Annotated in this window: 25 protein-coding genes and 1 tRNA gene; 16 read left to right on the top strand and 10 right to left on the bottom strand. The window is 61.2% G+C overall.

Annotated features, from left to right (window positions below; all coding sequences use genetic code 11):
- The first annotated feature begins 9 nt into the window (after positions 1–9).
- From aspS to ACLH0I_RS23055, 15 genes are all read left to right on the top strand, one after another.
- Positions 10–1785, top strand: a complete 1776-nt coding sequence (gene aspS / locus ACLH0I_RS23125; protein ID WP_411385476.1) for an aspartate--tRNA ligase — start codon at positions 10–12, stop codon at positions 1783–1785.
- A gap of 120 nt (positions 1786–1905) precedes the next feature.
- Positions 1906–2652 (top strand): YebC/PmpR family DNA-binding transcriptional regulator, encoded by a 747-nt coding sequence (locus tag ACLH0I_RS23120; protein ID WP_186706355.1) that lies wholly within the window; start codon positions 1906–1908, stop codon positions 2650–2652.
- A gap of 163 nt (positions 2653–2815) precedes the next feature.
- Positions 2816–3340, top strand: coding sequence for a crossover junction endodeoxyribonuclease RuvC (ruvC, locus tag ACLH0I_RS23115; protein ID WP_014339919.1), 525 nt, complete (start codon positions 2816–2818; stop codon positions 3338–3340).
- A 113-nt stretch (positions 3341–3453) separates the two neighbouring features.
- Positions 3454–4062: a Holliday junction branch migration protein RuvA gene (gene ruvA / locus ACLH0I_RS23110; RefSeq protein ID WP_053124616.1), complete on the top strand. Its 609-nt coding sequence runs from the start codon at positions 3454–3456 to the stop codon at positions 4060–4062.
- Entirely contained in the window at positions 4063–5124 is a 1062-nt protein-coding gene (gene ruvB / locus ACLH0I_RS23105) for a Holliday junction branch migration DNA helicase RuvB (protein ID WP_003178599.1), read from the top strand.
- A 127-nt stretch (positions 5125–5251) separates the two neighbouring features.
- Entirely contained in the window at positions 5252–5719 is a 468-nt protein-coding gene (ybgC, locus tag ACLH0I_RS23100; protein ID WP_003205037.1) for a tol-pal system-associated acyl-CoA thioesterase, read from the top strand.
- Positions 5709–6404, top strand: a complete 696-nt coding sequence (tolQ, locus tag ACLH0I_RS23095; protein WP_030140798.1) for a protein TolQ — start codon at positions 5709–5711, stop codon at positions 6402–6404. The genes ybgC and tolQ overlap by 11 nt, the downstream gene beginning before the upstream one ends.
- Positions 6405–6427: 23 nt before the next feature.
- Positions 6428–6880: a protein TolR gene (tolR, locus tag ACLH0I_RS23090; RefSeq protein WP_172681749.1), complete on the top strand. Its 453-nt coding sequence runs from the start codon at positions 6428–6430 to the stop codon at positions 6878–6880.
- Positions 6880–7959 (top strand): cell envelope integrity protein TolA, encoded by a 1080-nt coding sequence (tolA, locus tag ACLH0I_RS23085; protein ID WP_003205033.1) that lies wholly within the window; start codon positions 6880–6882, stop codon positions 7957–7959. The genes tolR and tolA overlap by 1 nt, the downstream gene beginning before the upstream one ends.
- Positions 7956–9257 carry a Tol-Pal system beta propeller repeat protein TolB gene (gene tolB / locus ACLH0I_RS23080; protein ID WP_411385475.1) on the top strand — a complete coding sequence of 434 codons (1302 nt, stop codon included), beginning with the start codon at positions 7956–7958 and terminating at the stop codon, positions 9255–9257. The genes tolA and tolB overlap by 4 nt, the downstream gene beginning before the upstream one ends.
- 52 nt (positions 9258–9309) lie before the next feature.
- On the top strand, positions 9310–9807 hold the full coding sequence (pal, locus tag ACLH0I_RS23075) for a peptidoglycan-associated lipoprotein Pal (protein ID WP_003205029.1): 498 nt from the start codon (positions 9310–9312) through the stop codon (positions 9805–9807).
- 6 nt (positions 9808–9813) lie between these two features.
- Positions 9814–10647 (top strand): tol-pal system protein YbgF, encoded by an 834-nt coding sequence (ybgF, locus tag ACLH0I_RS23070; RefSeq protein WP_250963420.1) that lies wholly within the window; start codon positions 9814–9816, stop codon positions 10645–10647.
- Positions 10648–10813: 166 nt separating this feature from the next.
- Positions 10814–11461 carry a 7-carboxy-7-deazaguanine synthase QueE gene (gene queE / locus ACLH0I_RS23065; RefSeq protein ID WP_186706351.1) on the top strand — a complete coding sequence of 216 codons (648 nt, stop codon included), beginning with the start codon at positions 10814–10816 and terminating at the stop codon, positions 11459–11461.
- Positions 11462–11480: 19 nt separating this feature from the next.
- A complete protein-coding gene (gene queC, locus ACLH0I_RS23060) occupies positions 11481–12155 on the top strand; it encodes a 7-cyano-7-deazaguanine synthase QueC (RefSeq protein ID WP_170862027.1) in 675 nt (224 codons plus the stop codon).
- Positions 12156–12218: 63 nt separating this feature from the next.
- A tRNA-Lys gene (locus tag ACLH0I_RS23055) sits at positions 12219–12294 on the top strand.
- 94 nt (positions 12295–12388) lie between these two features.
- Here the strand turns inward: ACLH0I_RS23055 and ACLH0I_RS23050 are convergent.
- The 6 genes from ACLH0I_RS23050 to ACLH0I_RS23025 form a co-directional block, all read right to left on the bottom strand.
- Complete coding sequence (locus ACLH0I_RS23050) at positions 12389–13324, bottom strand: LysR family transcriptional regulator (protein WP_411385474.1); 936 nt, start codon at positions 13322–13324, stop codon at positions 12389–12391.
- Between the two features lie 108 nt (positions 13325–13432).
- Positions 13433–14620 carry a cyanate transporter gene (locus ACLH0I_RS23045; protein ID WP_411385473.1) on the bottom strand — a complete coding sequence of 396 codons (1188 nt, stop codon included), beginning with the start codon at positions 14618–14620 and terminating at the stop codon, positions 13433–13435.
- Between the two features lie 258 nt (positions 14621–14878).
- Positions 14879–15790, bottom strand: coding sequence for a copper homeostasis membrane protein CopD (gene copD, locus ACLH0I_RS23040; protein ID WP_411385472.1), 912 nt, complete (start codon positions 15788–15790; stop codon positions 14879–14881).
- 4 nt (positions 15791–15794) lie between these two features.
- Entirely contained in the window at positions 15795–16172 is a 378-nt protein-coding gene (gene copC, locus ACLH0I_RS23035; protein WP_250963424.1) for a copper homeostasis periplasmic binding protein CopC, read from the bottom strand.
- Between the two features lie 44 nt (positions 16173–16216).
- Positions 16217–17095 carry a copper resistance protein B gene (locus tag ACLH0I_RS23030; RefSeq protein ID WP_411385471.1) on the bottom strand — a complete coding sequence of 293 codons (879 nt, stop codon included), beginning with the start codon at positions 17093–17095 and terminating at the stop codon, positions 16217–16219.
- A gap of 10 nt (positions 17096–17105) precedes the next feature.
- On the bottom strand, positions 17106–18914 hold the full coding sequence (locus ACLH0I_RS23025; protein ID WP_411385470.1) for a copper resistance system multicopper oxidase: 1809 nt from the start codon (positions 18912–18914) through the stop codon (positions 17106–17108).
- A gap of 459 nt (positions 18915–19373) precedes the next feature.
- On the opposite strand from ACLH0I_RS23025, the gene nadA reads away from it, so the two are divergent.
- Entirely contained in the window at positions 19374–20432 is a 1059-nt protein-coding gene (gene nadA, locus ACLH0I_RS23020; RefSeq protein ID WP_003205010.1) for a quinolinate synthase NadA, read from the top strand.
- Between the two features lie 220 nt (positions 20433–20652).
- Here nadA and ACLH0I_RS23015 read toward each other — a convergent pair whose 3' ends face one another.
- The 4 genes from ACLH0I_RS23015 to ACLH0I_RS23000 form a co-directional block, all read right to left on the bottom strand.
- Positions 20653–21141, bottom strand: coding sequence for an RDD family protein (locus ACLH0I_RS23015; RefSeq protein ID WP_411385469.1), 489 nt, complete (start codon positions 21139–21141; stop codon positions 20653–20655).
- A 94-nt stretch (positions 21142–21235) separates the two neighbouring features.
- Positions 21236–21448 carry a cold-shock protein gene (locus ACLH0I_RS23010; RefSeq protein ID WP_003175786.1) on the bottom strand — a complete coding sequence of 71 codons (213 nt, stop codon included), beginning with the start codon at positions 21446–21448 and terminating at the stop codon, positions 21236–21238.
- A gap of 394 nt (positions 21449–21842) precedes the next feature.
- Entirely contained in the window at positions 21843–22967 is a 1125-nt protein-coding gene (gene gcvT, locus ACLH0I_RS23005; RefSeq protein ID WP_411385468.1) for a glycine cleavage system aminomethyltransferase GcvT, read from the bottom strand.
- Positions 22968–22998: 31 nt separating this feature from the next.
- A complete protein-coding gene (locus ACLH0I_RS23000) occupies positions 22999–24375 on the bottom strand; it encodes an L-serine ammonia-lyase (RefSeq protein ID WP_411385467.1) in 1377 nt (458 codons plus the stop codon).
- Positions 24376–24408 lie beyond the last annotated feature (33 nt).

The raw sequence follows: 24408 nt of genomic DNA, 5'->3' as shown, positions 1-24408 counted from the left end.
ACCACTACCATGATGCGCAGCCATTATTGCGGCCAACTGAACGAAAGCCTGGAAGGTCAGGAAGTTACTCTTTGCGGATGGGTCCATCGTCGCCGTGACCATGGCGGGGTGATTTTCCTCGATATCCGTGATCGTGAAGGCCTGGCCCAGGTGGTGTTCGATCCGGACCGCGCTGAAACCTTCGCCACCGCCGACCGCGTGCGCAGCGAATACGTCGTCAAGATCACCGGCAAGGTGCGCCTGCGCCCGGCCGGCGCCGGCAACGCCAACATGGCGTCGGGCATGATCGAAGTGCTGGGCTACGAGCTGGAAGTGCTCAACGAAGCGGAAACCCCGCCGTTCCCGCTCAACGAATACTCCGACGTGGGTGAGGAAACCCGCCTGCGCTACCGCTTCATCGACCTGCGTCGCCCGGAAATGGCCGAGAAGCTGCGCCTGCGTTCGCGCATGACCACCAGCATCCGTCGTTACCTGGACGAGAACGGCTTCCTCGACGTCGAGACGCCGATCCTGACCCGCGCCACGCCGGAAGGCGCCCGCGACTACCTGGTGCCGAGCCGTACCCACCCCGGCAGCTTCTTCGCCTTGCCGCAATCGCCACAGCTGTTCAAGCAACTGCTGATGGTGGCCGGGTTCGATCGCTACTACCAGATCGCCAAGTGCTTCCGCGACGAAGACCTGCGTGCCGACCGTCAGCCTGAGTTCACTCAGATCGACATCGAGACCAGCTTCCTCGACGAAAAAGACATCATGGGCCTGACCGAGGGCATGATCCGCAACCTGTTCAAGGAAGTGCTGGGCCTGGAGTTCGGCGAGTTCCCGCACATGACCTTCGAAGAGGCCATGCGTCGCTACGGTTCTGACAAGCCGGACCTGCGTAACCCGCTGGAACTGGTGGACGTGGCCGACCAGCTCAAGGAAGTCGAATTCAAGGTGTTCAGCGGCCCGGCCAACGACCCGAAATGCCGTATCGCGGCCCTGCGTGTTCCTGGCGGCGCCAGCATGCCGCGCAAGCAGATCGACGACTACACCAAGTTTGTCGGCATCTACGGTGCCAAGGGCCTGGCGTACATCAAGGTCAACGAGCGTGCCGCCGGTGTCGATGGCTTGCAATCGCCGATCGTGAAGAACATCCCGCAAGACAACCTCAACGTGATCCTCGATCGCGTCGGTGCGGTTGACGGCGACATCGTCTTCTTCGGCGCCGACAAGGCCAAGATCGTCAGCGAAGCCCTCGGCGCGCTGCGCATCAAGCTGGGCCACGACCTGAAGCTGCTGACTTGCGAATGGGCGCCAATGTGGGTCGTTGATTTCCCGATGTTCGAAGAAAACGACGATGGCAGCTTCTCCGCGCTGCACCACCCGTTCACGGCGCCGAAGTGCTCGCCGCAAGAGCTGGAAGCCAACCCGGCCACCGCGTTGTCGCGCGCCTACGACATGGTCCTGAACGGCACCGAGCTGGGTGGCGGTTCGATCCGTATCCATCGCAAGGAAATGCAGCAAGCGGTGTTCCGTCTGTTGGGTATCGATGAAGCTGAACAGGAAGAGAAGTTCGGCTTCCTGCTGGACGCCCTGAAGTTTGGTGCACCGCCCCACGGTGGCCTGGCCTTCGGCCTGGATCGCCTGGTGATGCTGATGACCGGCGCCCAGTCGATCCGTGAAGTGATCGCGTTCCCGAAAACCCAGAGCGCGGCCGATGTCATGACCCAGGCGCCGGGCGTGGTGGACGCCAAGGCGCTGCGCGAGTTGCACATCCGCCTGCGGGAACAGCCAAAGGCTGAGTAAGGCTGGCACCTGAGAGGGCGCATCTTCGGATGCGCCTTTTCATTGGCGTCGATATTTCTGATTGTCGGCCACTGCGCACGCGCAGGGCGGGCAATGTTCCAAAAAGAAACGGAGCGAGTTATGGCAGGTCATTCCAAGTGGGCGAACATCAAGCACCGCAAAGAACGTCAGGATGCCAAGAGAGGCAAGATCTTCACCAAGTGGATCCGTGAGCTGACGGTCGCGGCCCGCCAGGGTGGCGGCGACCCGGGTTCCAACCCGCGCCTGCGCCTGGCCCTGGACAAGGCCTTGGGTGCCAACATGAGTCGCGACATCATCGACCGGGCCATTGCCCGTGGCGCCGGTGCAACCGAGGCGGATAACGTTGAAGAGCTGACCTACGAAGGTTACGGCCCGGGCGGCGTGGCGGTGATGGTCGAATGCATGACCGACAACCGCAACCGTACCGCCGCCGCCGTGCGTCACGCCTTCAGCAAATGCGGTGGCAACCTCGGCACCGATGGCTCGGTGGCCTATCTGTTCGAGCGCAAGGGGCAGATCAGCTTCGCCCCGGGCCTCGATGAGGATGCCCTGACGGAGGCGGCCCTGGAGGCCGACGCCGATGACGTGGTCAGCCATGAAGACGGTTCGTTCGACGTGTTCACGTCGTTCGCCAGCTTCTATGCCGTGCGCAACGCCTTGGAGGCCGCCGGCTTTGCGCCTGCCGACGCGGAAATCGTCATGCAGCCGACCACCAGCGCCGAGCTGGACCTGGAAGGGGCCGAAAAGGTGCTCAAGCTGATCGACATGCTGGAAGACCTGGATGACGTGCAGAACGTTTATTCCAACGCTGATATTCCGGAGTCGGTGGCTGAACAGCTGGGTTGAGAAAACCTGTTCAAACATTGACGATTGCCATTGATCAATTTGTGGGAGCGAGCTTGCTCGCGATAGTGGTACATCAGTCAACACTGCGTTTGCTGATCCGACGCCATCGCGAGCAAGCTCGCTCCCACAGGGTCGCAAAGCTCCTCTTTAAGCCGCAGGCGTTATGACTTTAATCCTTGGTATCGACCCTGGTTCGCGCATCACCGGCTACGGTGTGGTTCGCGATACCGGGCGCGGCTGCGTGTATGTCGCCTCTGGTTGCATCCGCACCGGGGCGGGTGAGCTGCACGAGCGCTTGCAGATCGTTTATCGCGGCGTACGCGAAGTCATCCAGACCTACGGCCCGGTGACCATGGGCATCGAGCGGGTCTTCATGGCGCGCAACGCCGATTCGGCCCTGAAGCTGGGGCAGGCCCGGGGTGCGGCCATCGTGGCGGGCGCCGAGGAGAACCTGGAGATCGCCGAATACACCGCGACCCAGGTCAAGCAGGCGGTCGTCGGCACGGGAGCGGCGAACAAGGAGCAGGTGCAAATGATGGTGATGCACTTGTTGAAACTGGTCAGCAAGCCACAGATCGACGCCTCCGACGCCCTGGCCATCGCCATTTGCCATGCCCACACCCGCTCCAGTCTGTTGCCCCATGGCCTGGGAACCGCACGCAGTCGTGGCGGACGCCTGCGTCTCTGATAGCATCAGCGCTTCATTCATGAACCCGAGCCCGTTGCGCCTGTATCGTCGGCCTTAATGCTCGTGTTGTTACTCGCCAGCCTGGGGCTGGCCAACGCCCAAGGATCTGAAACGTGATTGGACGCTTGCGCGGCACCCTGGCTGAAAAACAGCCGCCGCACCTGATTCTGGATGTAAACGGCCTGGGCTATGAGCTGGAAGTGCCCATGACCACGCTGTATCGCTTGCCGTCGGTCGGCGAGCCGCTGACCCTGCACACCCATTTGGTCGTGCGCGAGGATGCGCAGTTACTCTATGGTTTCGTCGGCAAGCGCGAGCGGGACTTTTTCCGCGAGCTGATCCGTCTCAATGGCGTCGGTCCGAAACTGGCCCTGGCCTTGATGTCGAGCCTGGAAGTCGACGAACTGGTGCGTTGCGTGCAGTCCCAGGACACCTCGGCCCTGACCAAGGTGCCGGGGGTGGGCAAGAAAACCGCCGAGCGCCTGCTGGTCGAGCTCAAGGACCGCTTCAAGGCCTGGGAGGCGGTGCCGGCCATGTTCGCCCTGGTGCCGAACCAGCCGGATGCGCCGGTGCCAGCGGTCAGCGCCGAAAACGATGCGGTCACCGCGCTGATCTCCCTGGGCTACAAGCCTCAGGAAGCCAGCAAGGCGATTTCCGCCATCAAGGAAAAAGGCCTGAGCACTGAAGACATGATTCGCCGTGCCCTGAAGGGAATGATTTAAGTGATTGAAGCTGACCGTCTGATCGCCGCCACGGGCGCGCCCCGTGACCGCGAGGAAATCCAGGATCGCGCGATTCGTCCTGTCAGCCTGGCCGACTACATCGGCCAGCCGACCGTGCGCGAGCAGATGGAGCTGTTCATCCAGGCCGCCCGTGGGCGCAGCGAATCGCTGGACCACACCTTGATCTTCGGCCCGCCGGGCCTGGGCAAGACCACCCTGGCCAATATCATTGCCCAGGAAATGGGCGTCTCGATCAAGAGCACATCGGGGCCGGTGCTCGAACGGCCGGGCGACCTGGCGGCGCTGTTGACCAACCTTGAGCCTCATGACGTGTTGTTCATCGACGAAATCCATCGGCTGTCGCCGATCGTCGAAGAAGTGCTGTACCCGGCCATGGAAGACTTCCAGCTCGACATCATGATCGGCGAAGGGCCGGCGGCGCGCTCCATCAAGCTCGACCTGCCGCCGTTCACCCTGGTGGGCGCCACCACCCGCGCCGGCATGCTGACCAACCCGCTGCGGGACCGTTTCGGTATCGTCCAGCGCCTGGAGTTCTATAACAACGCCGACCTGGCGACGATCGTCAGCCGCTCGGCGGGCATCCTCGGGTTGCCACTGGACCCCGACGGGGCCTATGAAATTGCCCGGCGTGCCCGGGGTACGCCGCGCATCGCCAACCGCCTGCTGCGTCGGGTGCGGGATTTTGCCGAAGTCCGGGCCAAGGGCCACATCACCAAGCCGATTGCCGACCTGGCGTTGAACCTGCTGGACATCGACGAACGGGGTTTCGACCACCAGGACCGGCGCCTGCTGCTGACCATGATCGAGAAGTTTGACGGTGGCCCGGTGGGCGTGGACAGCCTGGCGGCGGCCATCAGCGAAGAACGCCACACCATTGAGGATGTGTTGGAGCCTTACCTGATCCAGCAGGGCTACATCATGCGCACCCCACGCGGGCGCGTGGTGACCCGCCATGCCTATCTGCATTTTGGCTTAAACATCCCGACACGAATGGGCGAGATGCCGGTGGTAGACGAATTCCTCGATGCCGTGGACGATTGAACGAGCTCCGAATGCCGACTTTTTTCCAGTTCGTGCTGTCCCAGACGACGCCTGGAGCGTCAATGCGTTCGAGAATGAAAAAACAGTTGCCTGGCCGATTGGCAACCTGAGGAGTAAGCACTAGAGTATGCGCGCGCAAAACGGGCTGGAGTCGTTCGCACATCGCTGTCGCGTTTATTACGAGGACACCGATGCTGGCGGCATCGTCTACTACGTCAATTACCTCAAGTTTATGGAACGGGCTCGAACCGAACGGCTGCGGGAACTGGGTTTTGCCCAATCCGCGCTGGCAGGGGAGGACCTGTTATTCGTCGTGCATTCCAGCGAAGCGCGCTACCACGCGCCGGCGCGACTGGACGACGAACTGGTGGTAAGTGCCGATGTCATCGAATTGAACCGTGTCAGCCTGCGCTTCAAGCAGCAGGTCAGGCGGGCTACGGATAACGTGCTGCTCTGCGAAGGGCAGTTTTTGGTGGCCTGTGTGCGCACCCATAGTTTGAAACCCCGGGCCATTCCCGAAGCTCTACGCGCGGCCTTTGCCGGCGTGAGCGGCGCGGGTACACACTCAGAGCAGGAGATAAAGCGTGGAAGCTAACGTCGTCGACCATTCCTCCATGTGGAGCCTGGTCAGCAATGCCAGCGTCGTGGTGCAACTGGTAATGCTGACCCTGGTAGCCGCATCGGTGACCTCATGGATCATGATCTTTCAGCGCAGCAACATGCTGCGCGCCGGTCGCCGTGCCCTGGAGAGCTTCGAAGAGCGCTTCTGGTCCGGCATCGACCTGTCCAAGCTGTATCGCCAGGCCGGCAGCAACCCGGACCCGGATTCGGGCGTCGAGCAGATCTTCCGTGCCGGCTTCAAGGAATTCTCCCGCCTGCGCCAGCAGCCCGGTGTGGATCCTGAAGCGGTCATGGAAGGCGTGGCCCGTGCCATGCGCGTCGCCATCTCCCGCGAAGAAGAGAAACTCGAACAGGGCCTGCCGTTCCTGGCGACCGTTGGTTCGGTCAGCCCGTACATCGGCCTGTTCGGTACCGTGTGGGGGATCATGAATTCCTTCCGTGGCCTGGCATCCGCCCAGCAAGCGACCCTGGCCACCGTGGCCCCAGGTATTGCCGAGGCACTGATCGCCACCGCCATCGGCCTGTTCGCGGCGATCCCGGCCGTTATCGCCTACAACCGCTTCGCTGCCCGCAGCGAAACGCTGACCAGCCGTTACTACACCTTCGCCGATGAGTTCCAGGCGATCCTGCACCGCAAAGTGCACACCAGCGAAGAATAAGCAGGTATTTCCCAATGGCTTTAATCGCTCGAGCCCGAAAAAAGCGCAAGCCGGTTGCCGAGATGAACGTGGTGCCCTACATCGACGTGATGTTGGTGCTGCTGGTCATCTTCATGGTGACCGCGCCCATGCTCAATCAGGGCGTGAAGGTCGATCTGCCCAAGGTTTCCAGCGAAGCCTTGCCGCAGGACAACAACACCCAGGTACTGACCATTTCGATCAAGGCTGACAAGACCTATTACTGGAACCTTGGCAGCGAAGTGGATACCGAGAAGCAGCAGGACCGGGCCATGACCTTGCCGCAGATGACCGACGCGGTGACCAAGATCATCAACGCCGGTAACGGCAACGGCAAGCGTACCCAGGTCTTCATTCGCGGCGACAAGACTGTCGACTACGGTGCCGTGATGGGCGCCATGGGCGGGCTGCAGAAAGCCGGGGTCGGTAATGTTGGCTTGATCACCGAGGCCCCCTGATGCAGCAACAGCGAGAGCCGTCCGCCTCGGAAAGCTACTTCTGGCCCAGTGTCCTGGCCATCGGCCTGCATGTGCTGGTGTTCGGCATGCTGTTCGTCAGTTTTGCCATGACCCCGGAGCTGCCGCCGGCCAAGCCGATCGTGCAGGCGACGTTGTACCAGCTCAAGTCGAAAAGCCAGGCCACTACGCAGACCAACCAGAAGCTTGCCGGTGAGGCGAAGAAATCCGCCGCGCGCCAGACCGAAGTCGAGCAGATGGAACAGAAGAAGGTCGAACAGGAAGCGATAAAGGCCGCGGAACAAAAGAAAGAGGAAGCGGCTCAAAAGGCCGAGGAAGCCAAGAAGGCCGATGAGGCGAAGAAAGCGGACGAGGCGAAAAAGGCTGACGAAGCCAAGAAAGCCGACGAAGCGAAGAAAACCGCCGAGGCCAAAAAGGCAGAAGAGAAACAATTGGCTGATATAGCCAAGAAGAAAGCCGAAGAAGAAGCCAAGAAAGCCGCTGAAGAAGAGGCCAAGAAAGCGGCCGCTGAAGAAGCGAAGAAAAAGATCGTCGAGGACGCCAAGAAAAAAGCGGCCGAAGACGCCAAGAAGAAAGCTGAAGCTGAAGAGGCGAAAAAGAAAGTCGCCGAAGACGCGAAGAAGAAAGCCGCCGCCGACGCCGCCAAGAAAAAGGCCCAGGACGCAGCGCGTAAATCCGCCGAAGACAAAAAGGCCCAGGCCTTGGCAGATTTGCTTTCCGACACGCCAGAGCGCCAGCAGGCCTTGGCCGATGAGCAGGGCGATGAAGTCGCCGGCAGCTACGATGATCTGATTCGCGCCCGAGCGGCGGAAGGCTGGGCTCGTCCACCTTCGGCGCGCAAAGGCATGACGGTAGTATTGCAAATCGGCATGTTGCCCGACGGTACGGTTACCTCGGTCAGCGTCGCCAAGTCCAGTGGTGACGGTCCGTTCGACGCTTCGGCGGTCGCAGCGGTCAAGAACATTGGGCGTTTGACGGAAATGCAAGGAATGAAGCCGAGCGACTTTGCTCCCTATCGTTCATTCAAGATGACATTCACACCTGAGGATCTAGCCTTGTGAGAAACCTTCTTCGATCAATGCTGGTCGTTATCTGCTGCCTGGCAGGGATAGCGGTAGCAGAGGAAAAGAACATCCTGGTCACCAGCGGCAGCGACCGGGCCACCCCGATCGCCGTCGTACCGTTCGGCTGGCAGGGCGGTAGCGTCCTGCCGGACGACATGGCGGAAATCATCGGCAACGACCTGCGCAACTCGGGTTACTACGCGCCGATTCCGAAGCAGAACATGATCAGCCTGCCAACCCAGGCCAGCGAAGTCATCTACCGTGACTGGAAGGCCCTGGGCGCCCAGTACATCATGGTCGGCAGCATCGTTCCGGCTGGCGGTCGCCTGCAGGTGCAGTACGCCCTGTTCAACGTCGCCACCGAGCAGCAAGTGCTGACCGGCAGCGTGTCGGGCAGCGTCGACCAGTTGCGCGACATGTCGCACTACATCGCCGACCAGTCGTTCGAAAAACTCACCGGCATCAAGGGCGCGTTCTCCACGCGCATGCTCTATGTGACGGCCGAGCGCTTCTCCGAGAACAACACCCGCTACACCCTGCAGCGTTCCGACTACGACGGCGCGCGTGCGGTGACCCTGCTGCAATCGCGCGAGCCGATCCTGTCGCCGCGCTTCGCCCCCGATGGCAAGCGCATCGCCTATGTCTCGTTCGAGCAGAAGCGTCCGCGCATTTTCGTGCAGCACATCGACACCGGTCGTCGTGAGCAGATCACCAACTTCGAAGGCCTGAACGGTGCGCCAGCCTGGTCGCCGGACGGTTCGCGCCTGGCGTTCGTGCTGTCCAAGGACGGTAACCCGGACGTCTACGTGATGAACCTGGCTTCGCGTTCGATCTCCCGCGTCACCAACGGCCCGGGCATCAACACCGAACCGTTCTGGGGCAAGGATGGCTCGACCATCTACTTCACCTCCGACCGCGGCGGCAAGCCACAGATCTACAAGACCAGTGCCGGTGGCGGCGGTGCCGAACGCGTAACCTTCGTCGGTAACTACAACGCCAACCCTAAACTGTCGGCTGACGAAAAGACCCTGGTGATGATCCATCGCCAGGATGGTTTCACCAATTTCAAGGTGGCGGCCCAGGATTTGCAGCGCGGTAGCGTAAAAATCCTCACTGATAGCACTCTGGACGAGTCACCTACTGTTGCGCCCAACGGCACCATGGTAATCTACGCCACCCGCCAGCAGGGCCGGGGAGTCTTGATGCTCGTGTCCATTAATGGACGCGTGAGGCTCCCGCTTCCTACCGCTCAAGGCGAAGTCAGAGAACCGTCCTGGTCCCCTTACCTGAACTGACGCGGCGCAATACGTTTTACTTAACACACTGGGGTTCATTAGGAGTTTCACGATGGAAATGCTGAAGTTTGGTAAATTTGCTGCGCTGGCTCTGGCCATGGCTGTAGCTGTAGGTTGCTCGTCCAAAGGCGGCGACAATGCCGGTGAAGGCGCTGTTGATCCAAACGCTGGTTACGGCGCTAACACCGGTGCAGTTGACGGCTCCCTGAGCGAAGAAGCTGCTCTGCGCGCAATCACCACCTTCTACTTCGAATACGACAGCTCGGACCTGAAGCCAGAAGCCATGCGCGCTCTGGACGTTCACGCCAAGGACCTGAAGTCGAACGGCGCTCGCGTTGTTCTGGAAGGCAACACCGACGAACGTGGTACTCGTGAGTACAACATGGCACTGGGCGAGCGTCGTGCGAAAGCCGTTCAACGCTACCTGGTACTGCAAGGTGTTTCCCCAGCTCAGCTGGAACTGGTTTCCTACGGCGAAGAGCGTCCAGTTGCTACCGGCAACGACGAGCAGTCCTGGGCTCAAAACCGTCGCGTCGAACTGCGTAAGTAATTCGTCATGCGAACGTGCCGTCGTGCTGTAACTGTTCTGGCTCTCAGCCTCGCGCCGCTTGCGGCGTGGGCTGCGGTTCCTGTGGTCGATAACGATGCCGGCTATAACAATAGCGGGAGCAGCTATCCGCCTGCAGGTTACGGTACGAACGGCGCCTATGCCGGGGGAGGGGTTTCGGCCCCTGTCTCGGCACAGGGCCAGCTGTTCAACCAACTGCAGCAAATGCAGGATCAGATCTCGCGCCAACAAGGTGTGATCGAAGAACTGCAAAATGATATCTCGCGCATGAAGCAGGAAAGCCTGGAGCGATACCAGGATCTTGATCGGCGCATAGGAACCGGCGTTGCACCTGCCGCGACTCCTGAGAATTCTCCTGCCGGTGGCGACTTGAACGCCCCCGGTGCAGCCGCAGGCGCGGGGGCAGCCGCTCCGGCAGCACCTGCCGCCGGTGGCGAACCGGCTGATCCGGCGAAGGAAAAGCTCTATTACGATGCTGCCTTCGACCTGATCAAGGCCAAGGATTTCGACAAGGCCAGCCAGGCCTTTGCCGCTTTCCTGCGCAAATACCCAAACAGCCAGTACGCGGGCAATGCCCAATACTGGCTGGGCGAAGTGAACCTGGCCAAGGGCGACCTGCAAGGTGCCGGCCAGGCGTTCGCCAAGGTGTCGCAACTGTATCCCAAGCACGCCAAGGTGCCGGATTCGCTGTACAAGCTGGCTGACGTAGAGCGCCGCCTCGGTCACACCGACAAGGTGAAAGGCATTCTGCAGCAGGTGGTGGCCCAGTACCCGGGGACATCCGCCGCCCAGTTGGCCCAGCGTGATCTGCAACGCATGTAAGCCGGCTTGAGCTGTTTTGAAGAAACCCGCGCCTGTCGCGGGTTTTTTCGTTAGAATTCACGCCCTTTTTCTGAAACACGCTTTTTGGGATCTGCGCGTTGGCGGGGTTCCTTGAAGTGCCTGACGGAGGCGGACAGCCTGTTTAGCTGTTACGCCCGTGGCGACTATGCAAGACACATTGAGAATCACCGAAGTTTTTTACTCGTTGCAGGGTGAAACGCGAACGGCTGGGCTGCCCACGGTATTCGTGCGCCTCACCGGTTGTCCGTTGCGTTGCCAGTACTGTGACAGCGCCTACGCCTTCAGTGGCGGCACCGTGCGATCCCTCGACGATATCCTGGAGCAAGTGGCCAGTTATCGTCCGCGTTATGTCTGTGTCACGGGCGGCGAGCCCTTGGCGCAACCCAACGCCATCCCCTTGCTCAAGCAATTGTGCGATGCCGGTTACGAGGTTTCGCTGGAAACCAGCGGCGCCCTGGATATCTCGGCCGTCGACCCGCGCGTCAGCCGCGTCGTGGACCTGAAAACCCCAGGCTCCAAGGAAGCGCATCGCAACCGTTACGAAAATATCGAACTGCTGACGCCCAACGACCAGGTCAAGTTCGTGATCTGTTCGCGAGAGGATTACGACTGGGCCGTGTCCAAGTTGATCCAGTACGGGCTCGATCAGCGGGCCGGCGAAGTGTTGCTATCGCCGAGTCATCACGATTTGAGCGCCCGGGATCTGGCGGATTGGGTGGTGGCGGATAACTTGCCGGTGCGCCTGCAATTGCAGCTGCATAAATATCTTTGGAACGACGAGCCGGGGCGCTGAGATGACTGAACATACGAATATGGCTGAAAAACGTGCGGTCATCCTGTTGTCTGGTGGCCTGGATTCGGCCACGGTCGTGGCCATGGCCCGTGCCGAAGGCTATCGCTGCTACACCATGAGTTTCGACTACGGCCAGCGCCACCGCGCCGAGCTGCACGCCGCCGAACGGGTGGCCCGGGACTTGGGCGTGGTGGAACACAAAGTCATCGGCTTGAACCTCAACGGTATCGGCGGTTCGGCCCTGACCGACAGCTCCATCGACGTGCCCGAGGCCCCAAGTGAAGGCATTCCGGTGACCTATGTGCCGGCGCGTAACACGGTGTTCCTGTCCTTGGCGCTGGGCTGGGCGGAAGTGCTGGGCGCCCGCGACATTTTCATTGGCGTCAATGCCGTGGATTACTCCGGCTACCCGGATTGCCGCCCGGAGTTCGTCGAAGCGTTCGAACGCATGGCCAACCTGGCGACCAAGGCCGGCGTGGAAGGGCAGGGTTTCCGCATCCAGGCGCCGTTGCAGAATCTCAGCAAGGCCGACATCGTCAAGGCGGGCGTGAAGCTTGGCGTGGACTATGGACTCACCGTTTCCTGCTATCAGGCCGACGATCAGGGCCGCGCTTGTGGCAAATGCGACAGCTGCCGCCTGCGTGCAGAAGGCTTTGCGGCGGCGGGTGTGAGCGATCCAACCCGTTATTTTTGATTTATTTCAAATTAAGTGTTGAATAGTCCTTAGAAATCAGTATTATACGCGCCACCACACAGCGGGTCGTTAGCTCAGTTGGTAGAGCAGTTGGCTTTTAACCAATTGGTCGTAGGTTCGAATCCCACACGACCCACCATTTTTAGCTGTTTTAAAAGTCTGGAAGGCCCACGAAAGTGAGGATTTCCGGATTTTTTTTTGCCCATGAAAAAGCCCACCCACCGAAGTGGGGCTCAGAGCAGGCCCTCCTCGGCGCATACTTGCATGATCTGCTCGCGAAGCCAGATGTTGGCGCTGTCCTGGCTCGCTTTCTCGCTCCAGACCATCTCCAAGGTAAAGTTCGGTAAGCCCGCGGGTGGCGGGTGTTCGCCGAATTGTGCTTGATCGCAAATCAATGCCTGGATACGCCGAGGCAATGTCAGGACGAAGTCGGTTCCAGCGATCAGGTTCAACGCTGCTACGTAGCTGTTGGCTCTTGCGACTATCTTGCGGCTATAACCCTGTCGGGCGAGCCAGCCATCGATCATGTTGGTGTCAGACGTCCACGGTGTTGGAAACACGTGCTGGCGCGCGGCGAACGCTTCCAGGCTGAAGTCTTCTTGCGGCCCTGGGAAATTGTTATCGAGCACGCACACCAACTCGTCTTCGAGCAGCACCTGGGAGCGCAGGCCTATGACGTCGCCATGGAAGTGTGGCCCGAAACAGACGACAAGATCGAAGCGATCGTCCCGCAGTGCATCAACCGGGATATCCCGATGAAATTTCGTCGTGTTGATGACCACCGCAAAGCGCTTGCCGATGAAGCGTTTGACCAATTTGGGCAGGATCAGCAGTTCGAAGTATTCCGGCGCACAGAGGTTGAAGGTGATTTCTTCCTGATTCGGATCGAATGTCTGGAGGCCGGAATGGCATTGATTGATTGCCTCTAGAACCCCCAGTATCTGGCCGTACATGGCGGTGGCTTTATGAGTGGGGCGCATGCCGGAGCGGGTATTGATGAACAACTCGTCCTGGAAACTGGTGCGCAGTTTCCTCAGGCAGTAGCTCACAGTTGACTGGCTGACGCATAAGGCCTCGGCGACCTGGGTGACGCTGCCTTGTTCGTACACCGCTACAAAAACCATCAGGTCTTGCATGTCCAGCTTTCTGAGCAGGTTACTGACCAGCATCAGCTATTCTCGGCGTCATCCCTGCGTCTCTCTTTGTCCTGGCGAAAGTCTTCCATTTATACAGGAGCCCGGGGCTTTTATCTTTGCTGGGCTTACGACAAGCGCTGTCTAGTCTATATGCCGTGCGTATTGCTTGGGATCGAAGCGCAGGACCATCATGAGCATCAACGCCATGACGGCAGTGAGTGACCACCAGGCCCATTCGAAGCTGCCCGATTGATCGCGAATCACCCCGGCAATCAATGGCGAGAGCCCGGCGATCAGGTAGCCGATGCCTTGCACGAATGCGGTCAGGCCACCAGCTCGTCGCGGGTTGTCCAAGTGGTCGAGGGAGACGATCAAACTCATTGGGAACAGGCCGCCGATGCCCAGGCCCAAAAGGCAAGGCCACAACAGGCTGAAGCGTTCCGGGCTTAGGATCAGGCCGCAGAAGCCGCCGATGATAAGGGCCAGCAGGGCGGTGAGGACCCAGCGTTTATCCCGGCTGCGGTTGGCAATCGCCGGAGTGACGAGGCCGGACAGCACCTCCATGGCCGTGAGGAACCCCAGCAGCAGGCCAGCGTGTTGTTCGCTCCAGCCCTTCTCCACATAGTACGGGGCCAGCCAGGCCAGTACACAGGTGTAGGAGGCGGTGCCCAGTCCGAAGAAAATCGCCAGCAGCCAAGCCCGGGAATTGCTGAAGAATGACGCTTGCTGCCGGACAGGCGCTCCGGGCAACGGGGGCACGGCTGCACGCTGGGCATACCAGCAACCCAGGGCAATCAACGCCAACAGTGCCCAGATCGCCAGGCCGATGCGCCAGCTGCCAGTTTGCGACAGGACAAGCGGCGAAAACGATGCGGCAAGTGCCGCCCCGCCCATGATCGACGTGACATACAAACCCATGAACAGCGAGACGTTGTCGGCGTAGCGCGACTTGATCAGGGCCGGCATCACCGCCTGGATCAACGCGATGCCGAGCCCGGCCAACACCGCGCTGACGATCAGCTCGGCGGCGCTGTCCAGGTACAAGCGCGATGCGGTGGCGATACCGATGATCAACAGCGACAGCACGATGGTGCGGTGCTCGCCGATGCGCTGGGCGATGCGCATGCCCAGGAACATCGCCAGGCCCATCGCCATCACCGGCAACATGGTCAACAGCGAGGCGGTGCTGAAGCTCAGCGGGACCTCCCCGCGAATGGCGGATAACAGGGGCCCGACGGCGGCCATCGAAGGCCGCAGGTTCAGCGCCACCAACACGATGCTGACCATCAGCCAGACGGCATGGGTGCTTGAGGTTCGAACGTTTTCCATGACAGGGCCTTGGCTGGATAAAGCCCCATTTAGGCCAGGGCACCGTGCGATGGGCAAACTGAAAACTGGCTGCTGGTATTGAAAAATTAAATACCGCGCCCGGCTGCCCTTTGTGGCGAGGGAGCTTGCTCCCGCTGGGCTGCGAAGCAGACCCGAAAGGTATGGGTACCCTTTGCCTGACACACCGGGTGCTCAGGTTTTGGGGGGCGCTTCGCACCCCAGCGGGAGCAAGCTCCCTCGCCACGAATTCAGTGCCGGTTATTCCATCCCGGGGCTTAACGTCCCCAACCAGGCCACCAACCCCAGGATGACCACCGCCACGGAGAACTCCAGGACCATGCTGCGCCGCAGAGCCTTCACCGCGACCCCATGCTCGCCGCTCTGTCGGGCACTTTCCAGGAGTGGGCTCAGGTGAAAGCGGTTCAGCGCGGCGAACGCCAACATGGCCGCGAACAAGATGAGTTTGAGCGCGAGCAACTGACCATAAAGGCTGTCGAGCAGCCCGACGATACTTGGGCCGACGATGAACAGATAGTTGATTACCCCCGTCACGCTGATGACCGCCACGATCACCGCCCCGGCGACTTCAAACCCGGTCAATGTCCGGGCCAGCACCGCCAACTGTGGTTCGGCCTGGCGAAGCAGCAGGGCAAACGCCGCCAGGGCTCCGACCCAGCCACCCGCCGCCCACAAGTGCAGGAAGTCAGTGATGAAGTGCCAGTTGCGGCGGGTGCCTTCGTCCATGGCGCCGTGGCCTGCCCAGGCCAGCGTCGCCAGTGCTACGGCTCCGCCCAGCGCGACCAGGCCGAGGCTGGCGGTCGGCCAGCGCTGATTGAGCGTCACGGCGACACCGGCCAGCAGCAACGCCGCCGTGCGTAGGGTCCAGGCCAAGCCGACGTCGGTCTCCACGACCGTCATTTCAATGTGCGGCCACAGCTCGGCCCACGTCGAAACACCGCTCATGGCCCAGGCCATGCACGCCATGGCGGCCAGGGAGAGCAACCCACCCAGCACCGCCGTGGCCAGCAGCAGTGGCGCGAAAGGCAACTGCGCATCCGACACCCGCTCCTGGCCTCGCAGGCTATACAGGCCAAACGCGGCCAGACCGAACAGCAACATCAAATCCAGGTACAGGGCAAAGCGCAGCGCGATGTTGATCGAGTCGCTCATCAACTCACTTCACCTTGAACGTGACGTTGCCGGTGATCGGGTGCGTGTCGGACGACACCGCGCGCCACTGGACCTGATAGGTGCCTGCGGTGAGAGGGGCATTCGGCGTGATGACCATGGTTTTCGGATCATCGCTGCCGGACACCTTGGCCGGCATCGGCATGGGCGAATGCGCCGCCATGCCCTGCATCGCGGTCATCATCAGCTTGGCGCCGGAAAACTTGGTCAGCAGGTTTTCGGAAAAGTGCAGCTCGATCTTTGCCGGTGCCGCCCCTTCGGCACCTTCGGCCGGGGTGGAGGACAGCAGTTTTGGATGAGCCTGGGCCAGTCCACTGAGCAACAGGCCAACGGACAATACGACAGCGGTTTTGATGACTGACATGCAAGGACTCCTACAACTTGGTTTTTAGTTTTTAGTGAAACAGATCAGAACCACAGGCGCAGGCCCAGTACCAGGCGGGCTTCGCTGCGGTCTTCACCCTCTTCTCGGACGTAGTCGGCGGTGTTGCCGTAGACCCGATTCCAGGTGACACCAATGTAGGGCGCGAATTCGCGGCGTATTTCGTAGCGCAGCCGCACGCCGAGTTCGGTGTCCGACAAGCCCGAACCGACGCCACGGGCGGGATCGTTCTTGCCATAGAAGTTGGCTTCGGCGGTGGGCTGCAGGATCAACCGATTGGTCAACAAGATGTCGTAGTCGCCTTCCAGGCGCGCCGCGCTCTGGCCACCTTCGCCGATGAACGCGGTGGCTTCGGCTTCGAAGTTGTAGAGCGCCATGCCTTGCACGCCGAAGGCGGCCCAGGTTTGCGAATCGCCCGGCTTGAAGTCCTGACGCACGCCGGCCACCACATCCCACCAAGGACTGATGGCGTGACCCCACAACGCCTGCAATTCGGCTTTTTCGGTCTTGCCATTGAGGCGTTCACCTTCGGAGCGCAGCCACAAACGGTCGATGTCGCCACCGATCCAGCCGGAGGCGTCCCAGTTCAGGGCGCTGCCGTCATCGGCGTCCTGCCATTCCAGTTGGTCGATGAGGAAAAATGAATGGATGGCGCTGTCGTGCACCGTATGTCCGCCATGATCCTCGTAGACGGCGGCGCGGTCGGCGGCGGTCAGTGCCGGGATCGGCGTGCGGCTGCTGGTCGGCGCCGGTTGCATGGGTTCCATGCCCTGCATCGAGTCCATGCCTTGCATCTGGCTGTGGTCCATGCCGGGCATGTCATTGCTCGCGGCCCAGGCCGAGAGGCTGCTGCCAAAAGCAAGAATGGCCAGGGGCAGGGCGGGGTATTTCACGATAGGGGTCATGGTCGCTTCCTCATTCCTGCACCCGAACTTCACGGAACATGCCCATCTCCATGTGATACAGCAGATGGCAGTGATACGCCCAGCGCCCGAGCGCATCGGCGGTGACCCGGTAGCTGCGCCGGGCGCCCGGTGGCACGTCGATGGTGTGCTTGCGGACCATGAACTGGCCGTTCTCATCCTCCAGGTCGCTCCACATGCCGTGCAGGTGGATGGGGTGGGTCATCATGGTGTCGTTGATCAGCACGATGCGCAGTCGCTCGCCGTACTTGAGCAGCAGCGGTGCGGCGTCGGAGAATTTCACGCCGTTGAACGACCAGGCGAACTTCTCCATGTGCCCGGTCAGGTGCAGCTCGATCGTGCGGCCCGGCTCGCGGCCGTCGGGGTCGGGGAAGGTGCTGCGCAGGTCGGCGTAGGTCAGCACTTTGCGGCCGTTATCGCGCAGCCCCATGCCCGGGTCATCGAGCTTGGGCTTGGCGTTCATGGCCTGCATGTCCACCAGGGGATTGTCTTTCTCGGTGTCGGGGTGCGCGAGCATGTTGTCCATGCCTTGCATGGCACTGTGATCCATACCGGCCATGTCACCCATGCCCTGCATCTGGCTGTGATCCATGCCTTGCATCGGGCTGTCGTCCATCCCCGCCATGCCCTGCATGGAGCCATGGTCCATGCCTTTCATTTCGCCCATGCCGCTGTGGTCCATGCCCGCCATGCCCATGTCGTCCATGGTCACCAAGGGGCGTGGGTCCAGGGGCGGCACCGGTGCCGACAACCCGGCCCTGGCCGCGAGGGTGCCGCGGGCATACCCCGTGCGGTCCATGGACTGGGCGAACAGGGTGTAGGCCTCTTGGGTCGGTTCGACGATGACGTCATAGGTTTCGGCCACGGCGATCCGCAATTCATCGACGCTCACCGGCTTGACGTATTGGCCGTCGGACGCCACCACGGTCATCTTCAAGCCGGGAATGCGCACATCGAAATAGCTCATGGACGAGCCGTTGATAAAGCGCAGGCGCAGACGTTCGCCAGGCTTGAACAGGCCGGTCCAGTTCATGTCCGGCGCCTGGCCGTTCATGAGGTAGGTGTAGGTGGCGCCGCTGACGTCGGCCAGGTCAGTGGGGTTCATCTTCATCTCGGCCCACATCTTGCGATCGGCCACGGTGCTGGCCCAGCCGTTCTTGCCCACATCGTCGATGAAGTCGCCAACGGTGCGTTTGTGGTAGTTGTAGTAGTCCGACTGTTTCTTGAGCTTGCGCAGGAGGGCGCCAGGGTCTTCGTCGGTCCAGTCGGTGAGCATCACCACGTAGTCCCGTTCGTACTGGAAGGGTTCGGGTTCCCTGGCATCAATCACCAGCGGGCCGTAGACCCCGGACTGTTCCTGGAAACCGGAATGGCTGTGGTACCAGTAGGTGCCGTTCTGCCGGACCTTGAACTGATACACGTACATGCCGCCAGGCTCGATGCCCTTGAAACTCAGCCCCGGAACGCCGTCCATGTTGGCCGGCAGCAGGATGCCGTGCCAATGGATGGAGGTGGTGTCCTCCAAGCGATTGCGTACCCGCAGGGTCACGGTGTCGCCTTCACGCCAGCGCAACAGCGGGCCGGGGATGCTACCGTTGATGGTCTGGGCGGTGCGGGGGCTGCCGGTGAAATTGACCGGGCTTTCGCCGATGAACAGGTCGAACTCGGTGCCTGTCAGTACGCTGGGCAGGCCCGAGCCGGTGACTGCCCAGACCGGCGCACGCCACAAGCCAAGGCCGCCGAGGATGCCGCCAGCAGTCAGGCCCTTTACGAAGGTTCGCCGGGAAGTTTTTGTTTGCATGGAATGAAAGTCCGTCCGTCGATTCGCAGCGAACACCGGTTCCCCTGTGTTGCGTTGAAAAGAAGATGACATAAGCCGGCGGCGCGGGTGATTACATTTCAGTCAGCTTGCCGGACGTGAATACCGGGGCGCTTTTGTGGCGAGGGAGCTTGCTCCCGCTGGGCCGCGAAGCGGCCCCGAGATCTGCCATCCTATCTGCCAGTCTGTTGTTCCCGGCCTTTTTGGGGCCGCTTCGCAGCCCAGCGGGAGCAAGCTCCCTCGCCACAGTGGAGCGCATCCGGCTCTGTGGCCGGGCACAGGTCAGAATGATCTTTTGCATCGACGGGATATTCTGTAGCCTTGCCGGCTTCACGCTGTCCCGTGCCTGATTGATACCCACTTTCCCGGCGGTACCCGAGTGGTCCGGAGCCGGGTGTATACTCGACTTTCGCGCTAAACGCGCTTGCAGGTCTTGCGAACATGACGCAAATTTCCGAACGCCTTCTGGTCCAGGCCCACCTCGACGCCAAGCAGCCCAAGCCGCTGACCGCCGAGCAAGAGGCCTGGTACCGCGCCGCCATCGCCGCTGAGCTCAAGGCTCAGGACGCGGTGCTGGTCGCGCACTTCTACTGTGACCCGATCATCCAGGCCCTGGCCGAGGAGACCGGGGGCTGTGTCTCCGATTCCCTGGAAATGGCCCGCTTCGGCAATGCCCATCCGGCCAAGACCGTGGTGGTGGCCGGGGTCAAGTTCATGGGCGAGACCGCCAAGATCCTCAACCCCGAAAAACGCGTGTTGATGCCGACCCTGGAGGCCACCTGCTCCCTGGACCTGGGTTGCCCGGTGGACGAATTCTCGGCGTTCTGCGACCAGCATCCGGAGCGCACCGTGGTGGTGTATGCCAACACCTCGGCGGCGGTCAAGGCCCGTGCCGACTGGGTGGTGACGTCCAGTTGCGCGCTGGAAATCGTCGAAAGCCTGATGGACAACGGCGAGACGATCATCTGGGGGCCGGACAAGCACCTGGGCACCTACATCCAGCGCAAGACCGGCGCCGATATGCTGCTCTGGGACGGCGCCTGTATCGTCCATGAAGAGTTCAAGTCCAAGCAGTTGGAGGACATGAAGGCGTTGTACCCGGACGCCGCGATCCTGGTGCACCCGGAGTCGCCGACCTCGGTGATCGAACTCGCGGATGCGGTGGGTTCCACCAGCCAGTTGATCGCCGCGGCCCAGACGCTGCCGAACAAGACGCTGATCGTCGCCACCGACCGCGGCATTTTCTACAAGATGCAGCAGTTGTGCCCGGACAAGGTCTTCATCGAGGCCCCTACAGCCGGTAACGGCGCGGCATGTCGCAGTTGCGCACACTGCCCATGGATGGCGATGAATACCCTGGAACGGACCCTCAAGAGCTTGCAGGAAGGCGCCAACGAGATCTTCGTCGACCCGGCGCTGATCCCCCAGGCGATTCGCCCGCTCAAGCGCATGCTGGACTTCACCCAGGCGGCGCGGATGAAGCTGGCGGGCAATGCCTGAAGCTGAAGAATATCTTCAGGCTTGCGGGGCTTCCTGTGGCGAGGGAGCTTGCTCCCGCTGGGCTGTAGGAGCTGCCGAAGGCTGCGATCTTTTGATCTTTTGATCTTTTGATCTCAAGACTCAATGGTCTGGAACAAGATCGCAGCCTCGTTGCACTCGACAGCTCCTACATGCAGCCGAGCGGGAGCAAGCTCCCTCGCCACGGGGGTGTAGTGCGTTCCTACTTGGTTTTCTTGGGAATCCGCACCAGCTGCGTATCCGAGTAGATGTCATGCCAGCTGCGCTGGCGCTTGTCGAACAGCGCCCAGATAAAGCCCAGCCCCACCAGCAGCACTGACGCAATCGACACCACGAACCGCAACAGCGCCTGCCACAGGCTGATGGCGGTGCCATCGGCATTCTGCACACGGATGCACCACACCTGCATGCCCAGGGTCTGGCCGTTGTGGGTCCAGAACTTGGCGAAGAAGCCGAACAGCACGAACAGCAGCACGGTGGACAGCAGCGGATCGCCGTCCAGGGCACCGGCTTCGGTCAGGGCGCGCATTTTTTCTTCGCCGATGATCGCCATCTGGATCATCTTGTAGGCACCGCTGGTCACGATCAGCAGCGCCGTGCACAGCAAGAAGTCATAAAACATCGCAGCCAGGCGACGGCCCAGGCCGGCGGGAGGAAAGTCGCCCTGGGGAGTGAGCAGGTGTTTCGGCATGACGGCCTCGGCTGAAAAAAGAAGCCATTTTACGGATTTACGCCCATAAAAAAGCCCCTGATATCAATCAGGGGCTTTTTAGTTCGCGAAAGCCTTAGGCTTCGGCTTGAACCTCGTCAGCCTGCATGCCTTTCTGGCCTTGCACGGCAACGAAAGTGACTTTCTGGCCTTCTTTCAGGCTCTTGAAGCCGTTGCCCTGGATGGCACGGAAATGCACGAACAGATCCGGACCGCTTTCAGGTGTGATAAAACCAAAACCCTTCTCGTCATTGAACCACTTGACGGTACCGCTCTGACGTTGAGACATTTTCTTATTTCCTTTGACGCTAAAATTGATGACAGCCTCTTTCACATGAAAGAGTACTGGGGCTGGGTTGCAGGAAAGTAAGAGACGTCGAACGGGATGTAGCGAACTTCATAAGCTACTGCCCAGGTCACGATTCCAAGCGACCCATGCAAACACAGTGACCAAACTCTACGCCAACTTCGAATGAAAAAACAACCCCCCGGAAGGCCCTGTATTTGCTCAGCTTGCCAGCATTTACGCCGCTTGCGGAGCGGGGCTTATTCGATAGGCTAGTTCAATTGTTTGCCCACGTTATAAAGATCCATCACCTCTAAAGATATGCACCTTTTTATGGCGATTGCGTTACACATTAGTGCACGTATAACGCAATCGCGTTACTTATAGAAACAACCAATCAGCCGCGGTAGTAGCGCTGTGGAACGAATGGCATTTTGCTTACAAGCAAAGGCACCTTTTTCCCACGCACGATGGCCCAGACCGGCGTATCCAACGCTACATAGGCGCTGTCCAGGTAACCCATCGCCAACGGCGCGCCCAAGGTCGGGCCGAAACCGCCGCTGCACACAGTGCCGATAATCTCGCCGGCTTCGTTGACAATCTCCGCACCTTCACGCACCGGTGTGCGTTCCTGGGGCAGCAGGCCGACGCGTTTGCGGCTCACGCCGCCCTGTTGTTGGGCGAACACGGTCTCGGCCCCGGGGAAACCACCGGCGCGGGCGCCGCCGGCACGACGCACTTTGGAAATCGCCCACAGCAGGCTGGCTTCGATTGGTGTCGTCTCGGTGTTCATGTCGTGGCCGTAGAGGCACAAGCCAGCTTCCAGGCGCAGGGAATCACGGGCGCCAAGGCCGATGGCCGCGACTTCCGGCTCGGCCAGCAGGGCGCGGGCGAGTTTTTCCGCGTCGGCGGCGGGTACCGAGATTTCGAAACCGTCTTCACCGGTGTAGCCCGAACGGCTGACAAGGCAGTCCACGCCCAACAGCGTGACGCGCTGGAACTGCATGAAAGTCATTTTCGCCACGTCCGGTGCCAGGCGACCGAGCACGGTGACGGCGGCCGGGCCTTGCAGGGCGAGCAGGGCACGGGTTTCGAACAGCGGCTCGATGCTGCACTGGTCGCCGATTTTCCCTTGCAGGTGAGCCAGGTCCTGATCCTTGCAGGCGGCGTTGACCACCAGGAACAGTTCGTCATTGCCCAGGTTGGCGACCATCAGGTCGTCGAGGATGCCGCCGTTGTCGTTGGTGAACATGGCGTAGCGCTGCATGCCCACCGGCAGTTCGATGATGTCCACCGGCACCAGGGTTTCCAGGGCCTTGGCAGCACCTGCGCCGGTCAAGCGGATCTGGCCCATGTGGGACACGTCGAACAACCCGGCCTGATCGCGGGTGTGCTGGTGTTCCTTCATCACGCCCAATGGGTACTGTACCGGCATGTCGTAGCCGGCGAACGGCACCATGCGGGCGCCGAGTTCGAGGTGCAGGGCGTGCAGCGGGGTTTTCAACAGTTGTTCGGTGGACATATCAACTCCTGGAAAATGAAAATGACGCGCGTCAGCATTCGATGATGTTGACCGCCAGACCGCCGCGGGCGGTCTCCTTGTATTTGCTTTTCATGTCGGCGCCGGTCTGGCGCATGGTGCGGATGACTTTGTCGAGGGAGACGAAGTGATGCCCGTCGCCGCGCATGGCCATGCGCACCGCGTTGATGGCCTTCACCGAACCCATGGCGTTGCGTTCGATGCACGGCACTTGCACCAGGCCGCCGATCGGGTCGCAGGTCAGGCCGAGGTTGTGTTCCATGCCGATCTCGGCGGCGTTTTCCACTTGCTGCACGGTGCCGCCGAGCACTTCGCACAAGGCACCGGCGGCCATGGAACAGGCCACGCCCACTTCACCCTGGCAACCGACTTCGGCGCCGGAGATGGAGGCGTTTTCCTTGTAGAGGATGCCGATGGCGGCGGCGGTCAGCAGGAAGCGCACCACGCCGTCCTCGCTGGCCCCGGGGATGAAGCGCATGTAGTAATGCAGTACGGCCGGAACGATGCCTGCCGCGCCATTGGTAGGCGCGGTGACAACGCGACCGCCATAGGCGTTTTCTTCGTTGACGGCCAAGGCGTACAGGTTGACCCAGTCCAACACCGACAGCGGATCGCGCAGGGCGGCTTCGGGGTTCTTGCATAACTGGCGGTGCAACGCCGCGGCCCGGCGCTTGACCTTCAGCCCGCCCGGCAGAATCCCTTCGTTGCGACAGCCCGCCGCCACGCAGTCCTGCATAACCTGCCAGATCTTCAGCAGGCCGGCGCGGGTCTCGGCTTCGGGGCGCCAGGCGCTTTCGTTGGTCAGCATCACCTGGCTGATGGACAGGCCATAGGTGCTGCAATGGCCCAGCAGGTCCTTGGCACTCTTGAACGGGAAGGTCAGGGGCGTGGCGTCTTCGACGATGCGGTCGGCACCGGCGGCGTCTTCATCCACGACAAAGCCGCCACCGACCGAGTAGTACTCGCGGCTGCGCACTTGCAGCCCGGCGGCATCGAAGGCGCGGAAGATCATGCCGTTGGGGTGAAAGGCCAGCGGCTTGCGGATCATCGCCAAGTGCAGCTTTTCATTGAATTCGATGGAGCGTTCGCCGAGCAGGTTCAGGCGACCGTTGCTGCGGATCTCCTGGAGCCGGGCGTTCACCGTCTCGGTGTCCACGGTGTCGGGGTGCTCGCCTTCCAGGCCCAGCAGCACGGCCTTGTCACTGCCGTGGCCCTTGCCGGTGGCCCCGAGCGAGCCATAGAGCTCGACCTTGACGCTGGTAATGCTTTCAAGCAGATCGTCACGGCGCAGCCCCTCGACAAAACGGGCAGCGGCACGCATCGGGCCGACGGTATGGGAGCTGGAAGGACCGATACCGATCTTGAACAGGTCGAACACGCTTAACGACATGGTGTTTCTCCGGTTTCTTTTTATGAGATCGAC

Origin of the sequence: Pseudomonas sp. MPB03 (assembly GCF_046605385.1) — a bacterium.
In the GTDB taxonomy this organism is placed as follows: Bacteria; Pseudomonadota; Gammaproteobacteria; order Pseudomonadales; family Pseudomonadaceae; genus Aquipseudomonas; species Aquipseudomonas zanjanensis.
Note: the sequence above shows the minus strand (reverse complement) of the source record. Positions and strands in the feature narration are given on the sequence as shown.

What these genes read in the sequence shown, in the direction of transcription:
- ruvC (WP_014339919.1), top strand. Translation starts at nt 2,816, where the DNA reads ATGACTTTAATCCTTGGTATCGACCCTGGTTCGCGCATCACCGGCTAC.
- nadA (WP_003205010.1), top strand. Translation starts at nt 19,374, where the DNA reads ATGACGCAAATTTCCGAACGCCTTCTGGTCCAGGCCCACCTCGACGCC.
- ACLH0I_RS23120 (WP_186706355.1), top strand. Translation starts at nt 1,906, where the DNA reads ATGGCAGGTCATTCCAAGTGGGCGAACATCAAGCACCGCAAAGAACGT.
- queC (WP_170862027.1), top strand. Translation starts at nt 11,481, where the DNA reads ATGGCTGAAAAACGTGCGGTCATCCTGTTGTCTGGTGGCCTGGATTCG.
- ACLH0I_RS23000 (WP_411385467.1), bottom strand. Translation starts at nt 24,375, where the DNA reads ATGTCGTTAAGCGTGTTCGACCTGTTCAAGATCGGTATCGGTCCTTCC.
- pal (WP_003205029.1), top strand. Translation starts at nt 9,310, where the DNA reads ATGGAAATGCTGAAGTTTGGTAAATTTGCTGCGCTGGCTCTGGCCATG.
- ybgF (WP_250963420.1), top strand. Translation starts at nt 9,814, where the DNA reads ATGCGAACGTGCCGTCGTGCTGTAACTGTTCTGGCTCTCAGCCTCGCG.
- ACLH0I_RS23050 (WP_411385474.1), bottom strand. Translation starts at nt 13,324, where the DNA reads ATGCTGGTCAGTAACCTGCTCAGAAAGCTGGACATGCAAGACCTGATG.
- ybgC (WP_003205037.1), top strand. Translation starts at nt 5,252, where the DNA reads ATGCGCGCGCAAAACGGGCTGGAGTCGTTCGCACATCGCTGTCGCGTT.
- queE (WP_186706351.1), top strand. Translation starts at nt 10,814, where the DNA reads ATGCAAGACACATTGAGAATCACCGAAGTTTTTTACTCGTTGCAGGGT.
- ACLH0I_RS23010 (WP_003175786.1), bottom strand. Translation starts at nt 21,448, where the DNA reads ATGTCTCAACGTCAGAGCGGTACCGTCAAGTGGTTCAATGACGAGAAG.
- copD (WP_411385472.1), bottom strand. Translation starts at nt 15,790, where the DNA reads ATGAGCGACTCGATCAACATCGCGCTGCGCTTTGCCCTGTACCTGGAT.
- tolA (WP_003205033.1), top strand. Translation starts at nt 6,880, where the DNA reads ATGCAGCAACAGCGAGAGCCGTCCGCCTCGGAAAGCTACTTCTGGCCC.
- ACLH0I_RS23045 (WP_411385473.1), bottom strand. Translation starts at nt 14,620, where the DNA reads ATGGAAAACGTTCGAACCTCAAGCACCCATGCCGTCTGGCTGATGGTC.
- aspS (WP_411385476.1), top strand. Translation starts at nt 10, where the DNA reads ATGATGCGCAGCCATTATTGCGGCCAACTGAACGAAAGCCTGGAAGGT.
- ACLH0I_RS23025 (WP_411385470.1), bottom strand. Translation starts at nt 18,914, where the DNA reads ATGCAAACAAAAACTTCCCGGCGAACCTTCGTAAAGGGCCTGACTGCT.
- copC (WP_250963424.1), bottom strand. Translation starts at nt 16,172, where the DNA reads ATGTCAGTCATCAAAACCGCTGTCGTATTGTCCGTTGGCCTGTTGCTC.
- gcvT (WP_411385468.1), bottom strand. Translation starts at nt 22,967, where the DNA reads ATGTCCACCGAACAACTGTTGAAAACCCCGCTGCACGCCCTGCACCTC.
- ACLH0I_RS23030 (WP_411385471.1), bottom strand. Translation starts at nt 17,095, where the DNA reads ATGACCCCTATCGTGAAATACCCCGCCCTGCCCCTGGCCATTCTTGCT.
- ACLH0I_RS23015 (WP_411385469.1), bottom strand. Translation starts at nt 21,141, where the DNA reads ATGCCGAAACACCTGCTCACTCCCCAGGGCGACTTTCCTCCCGCCGGC.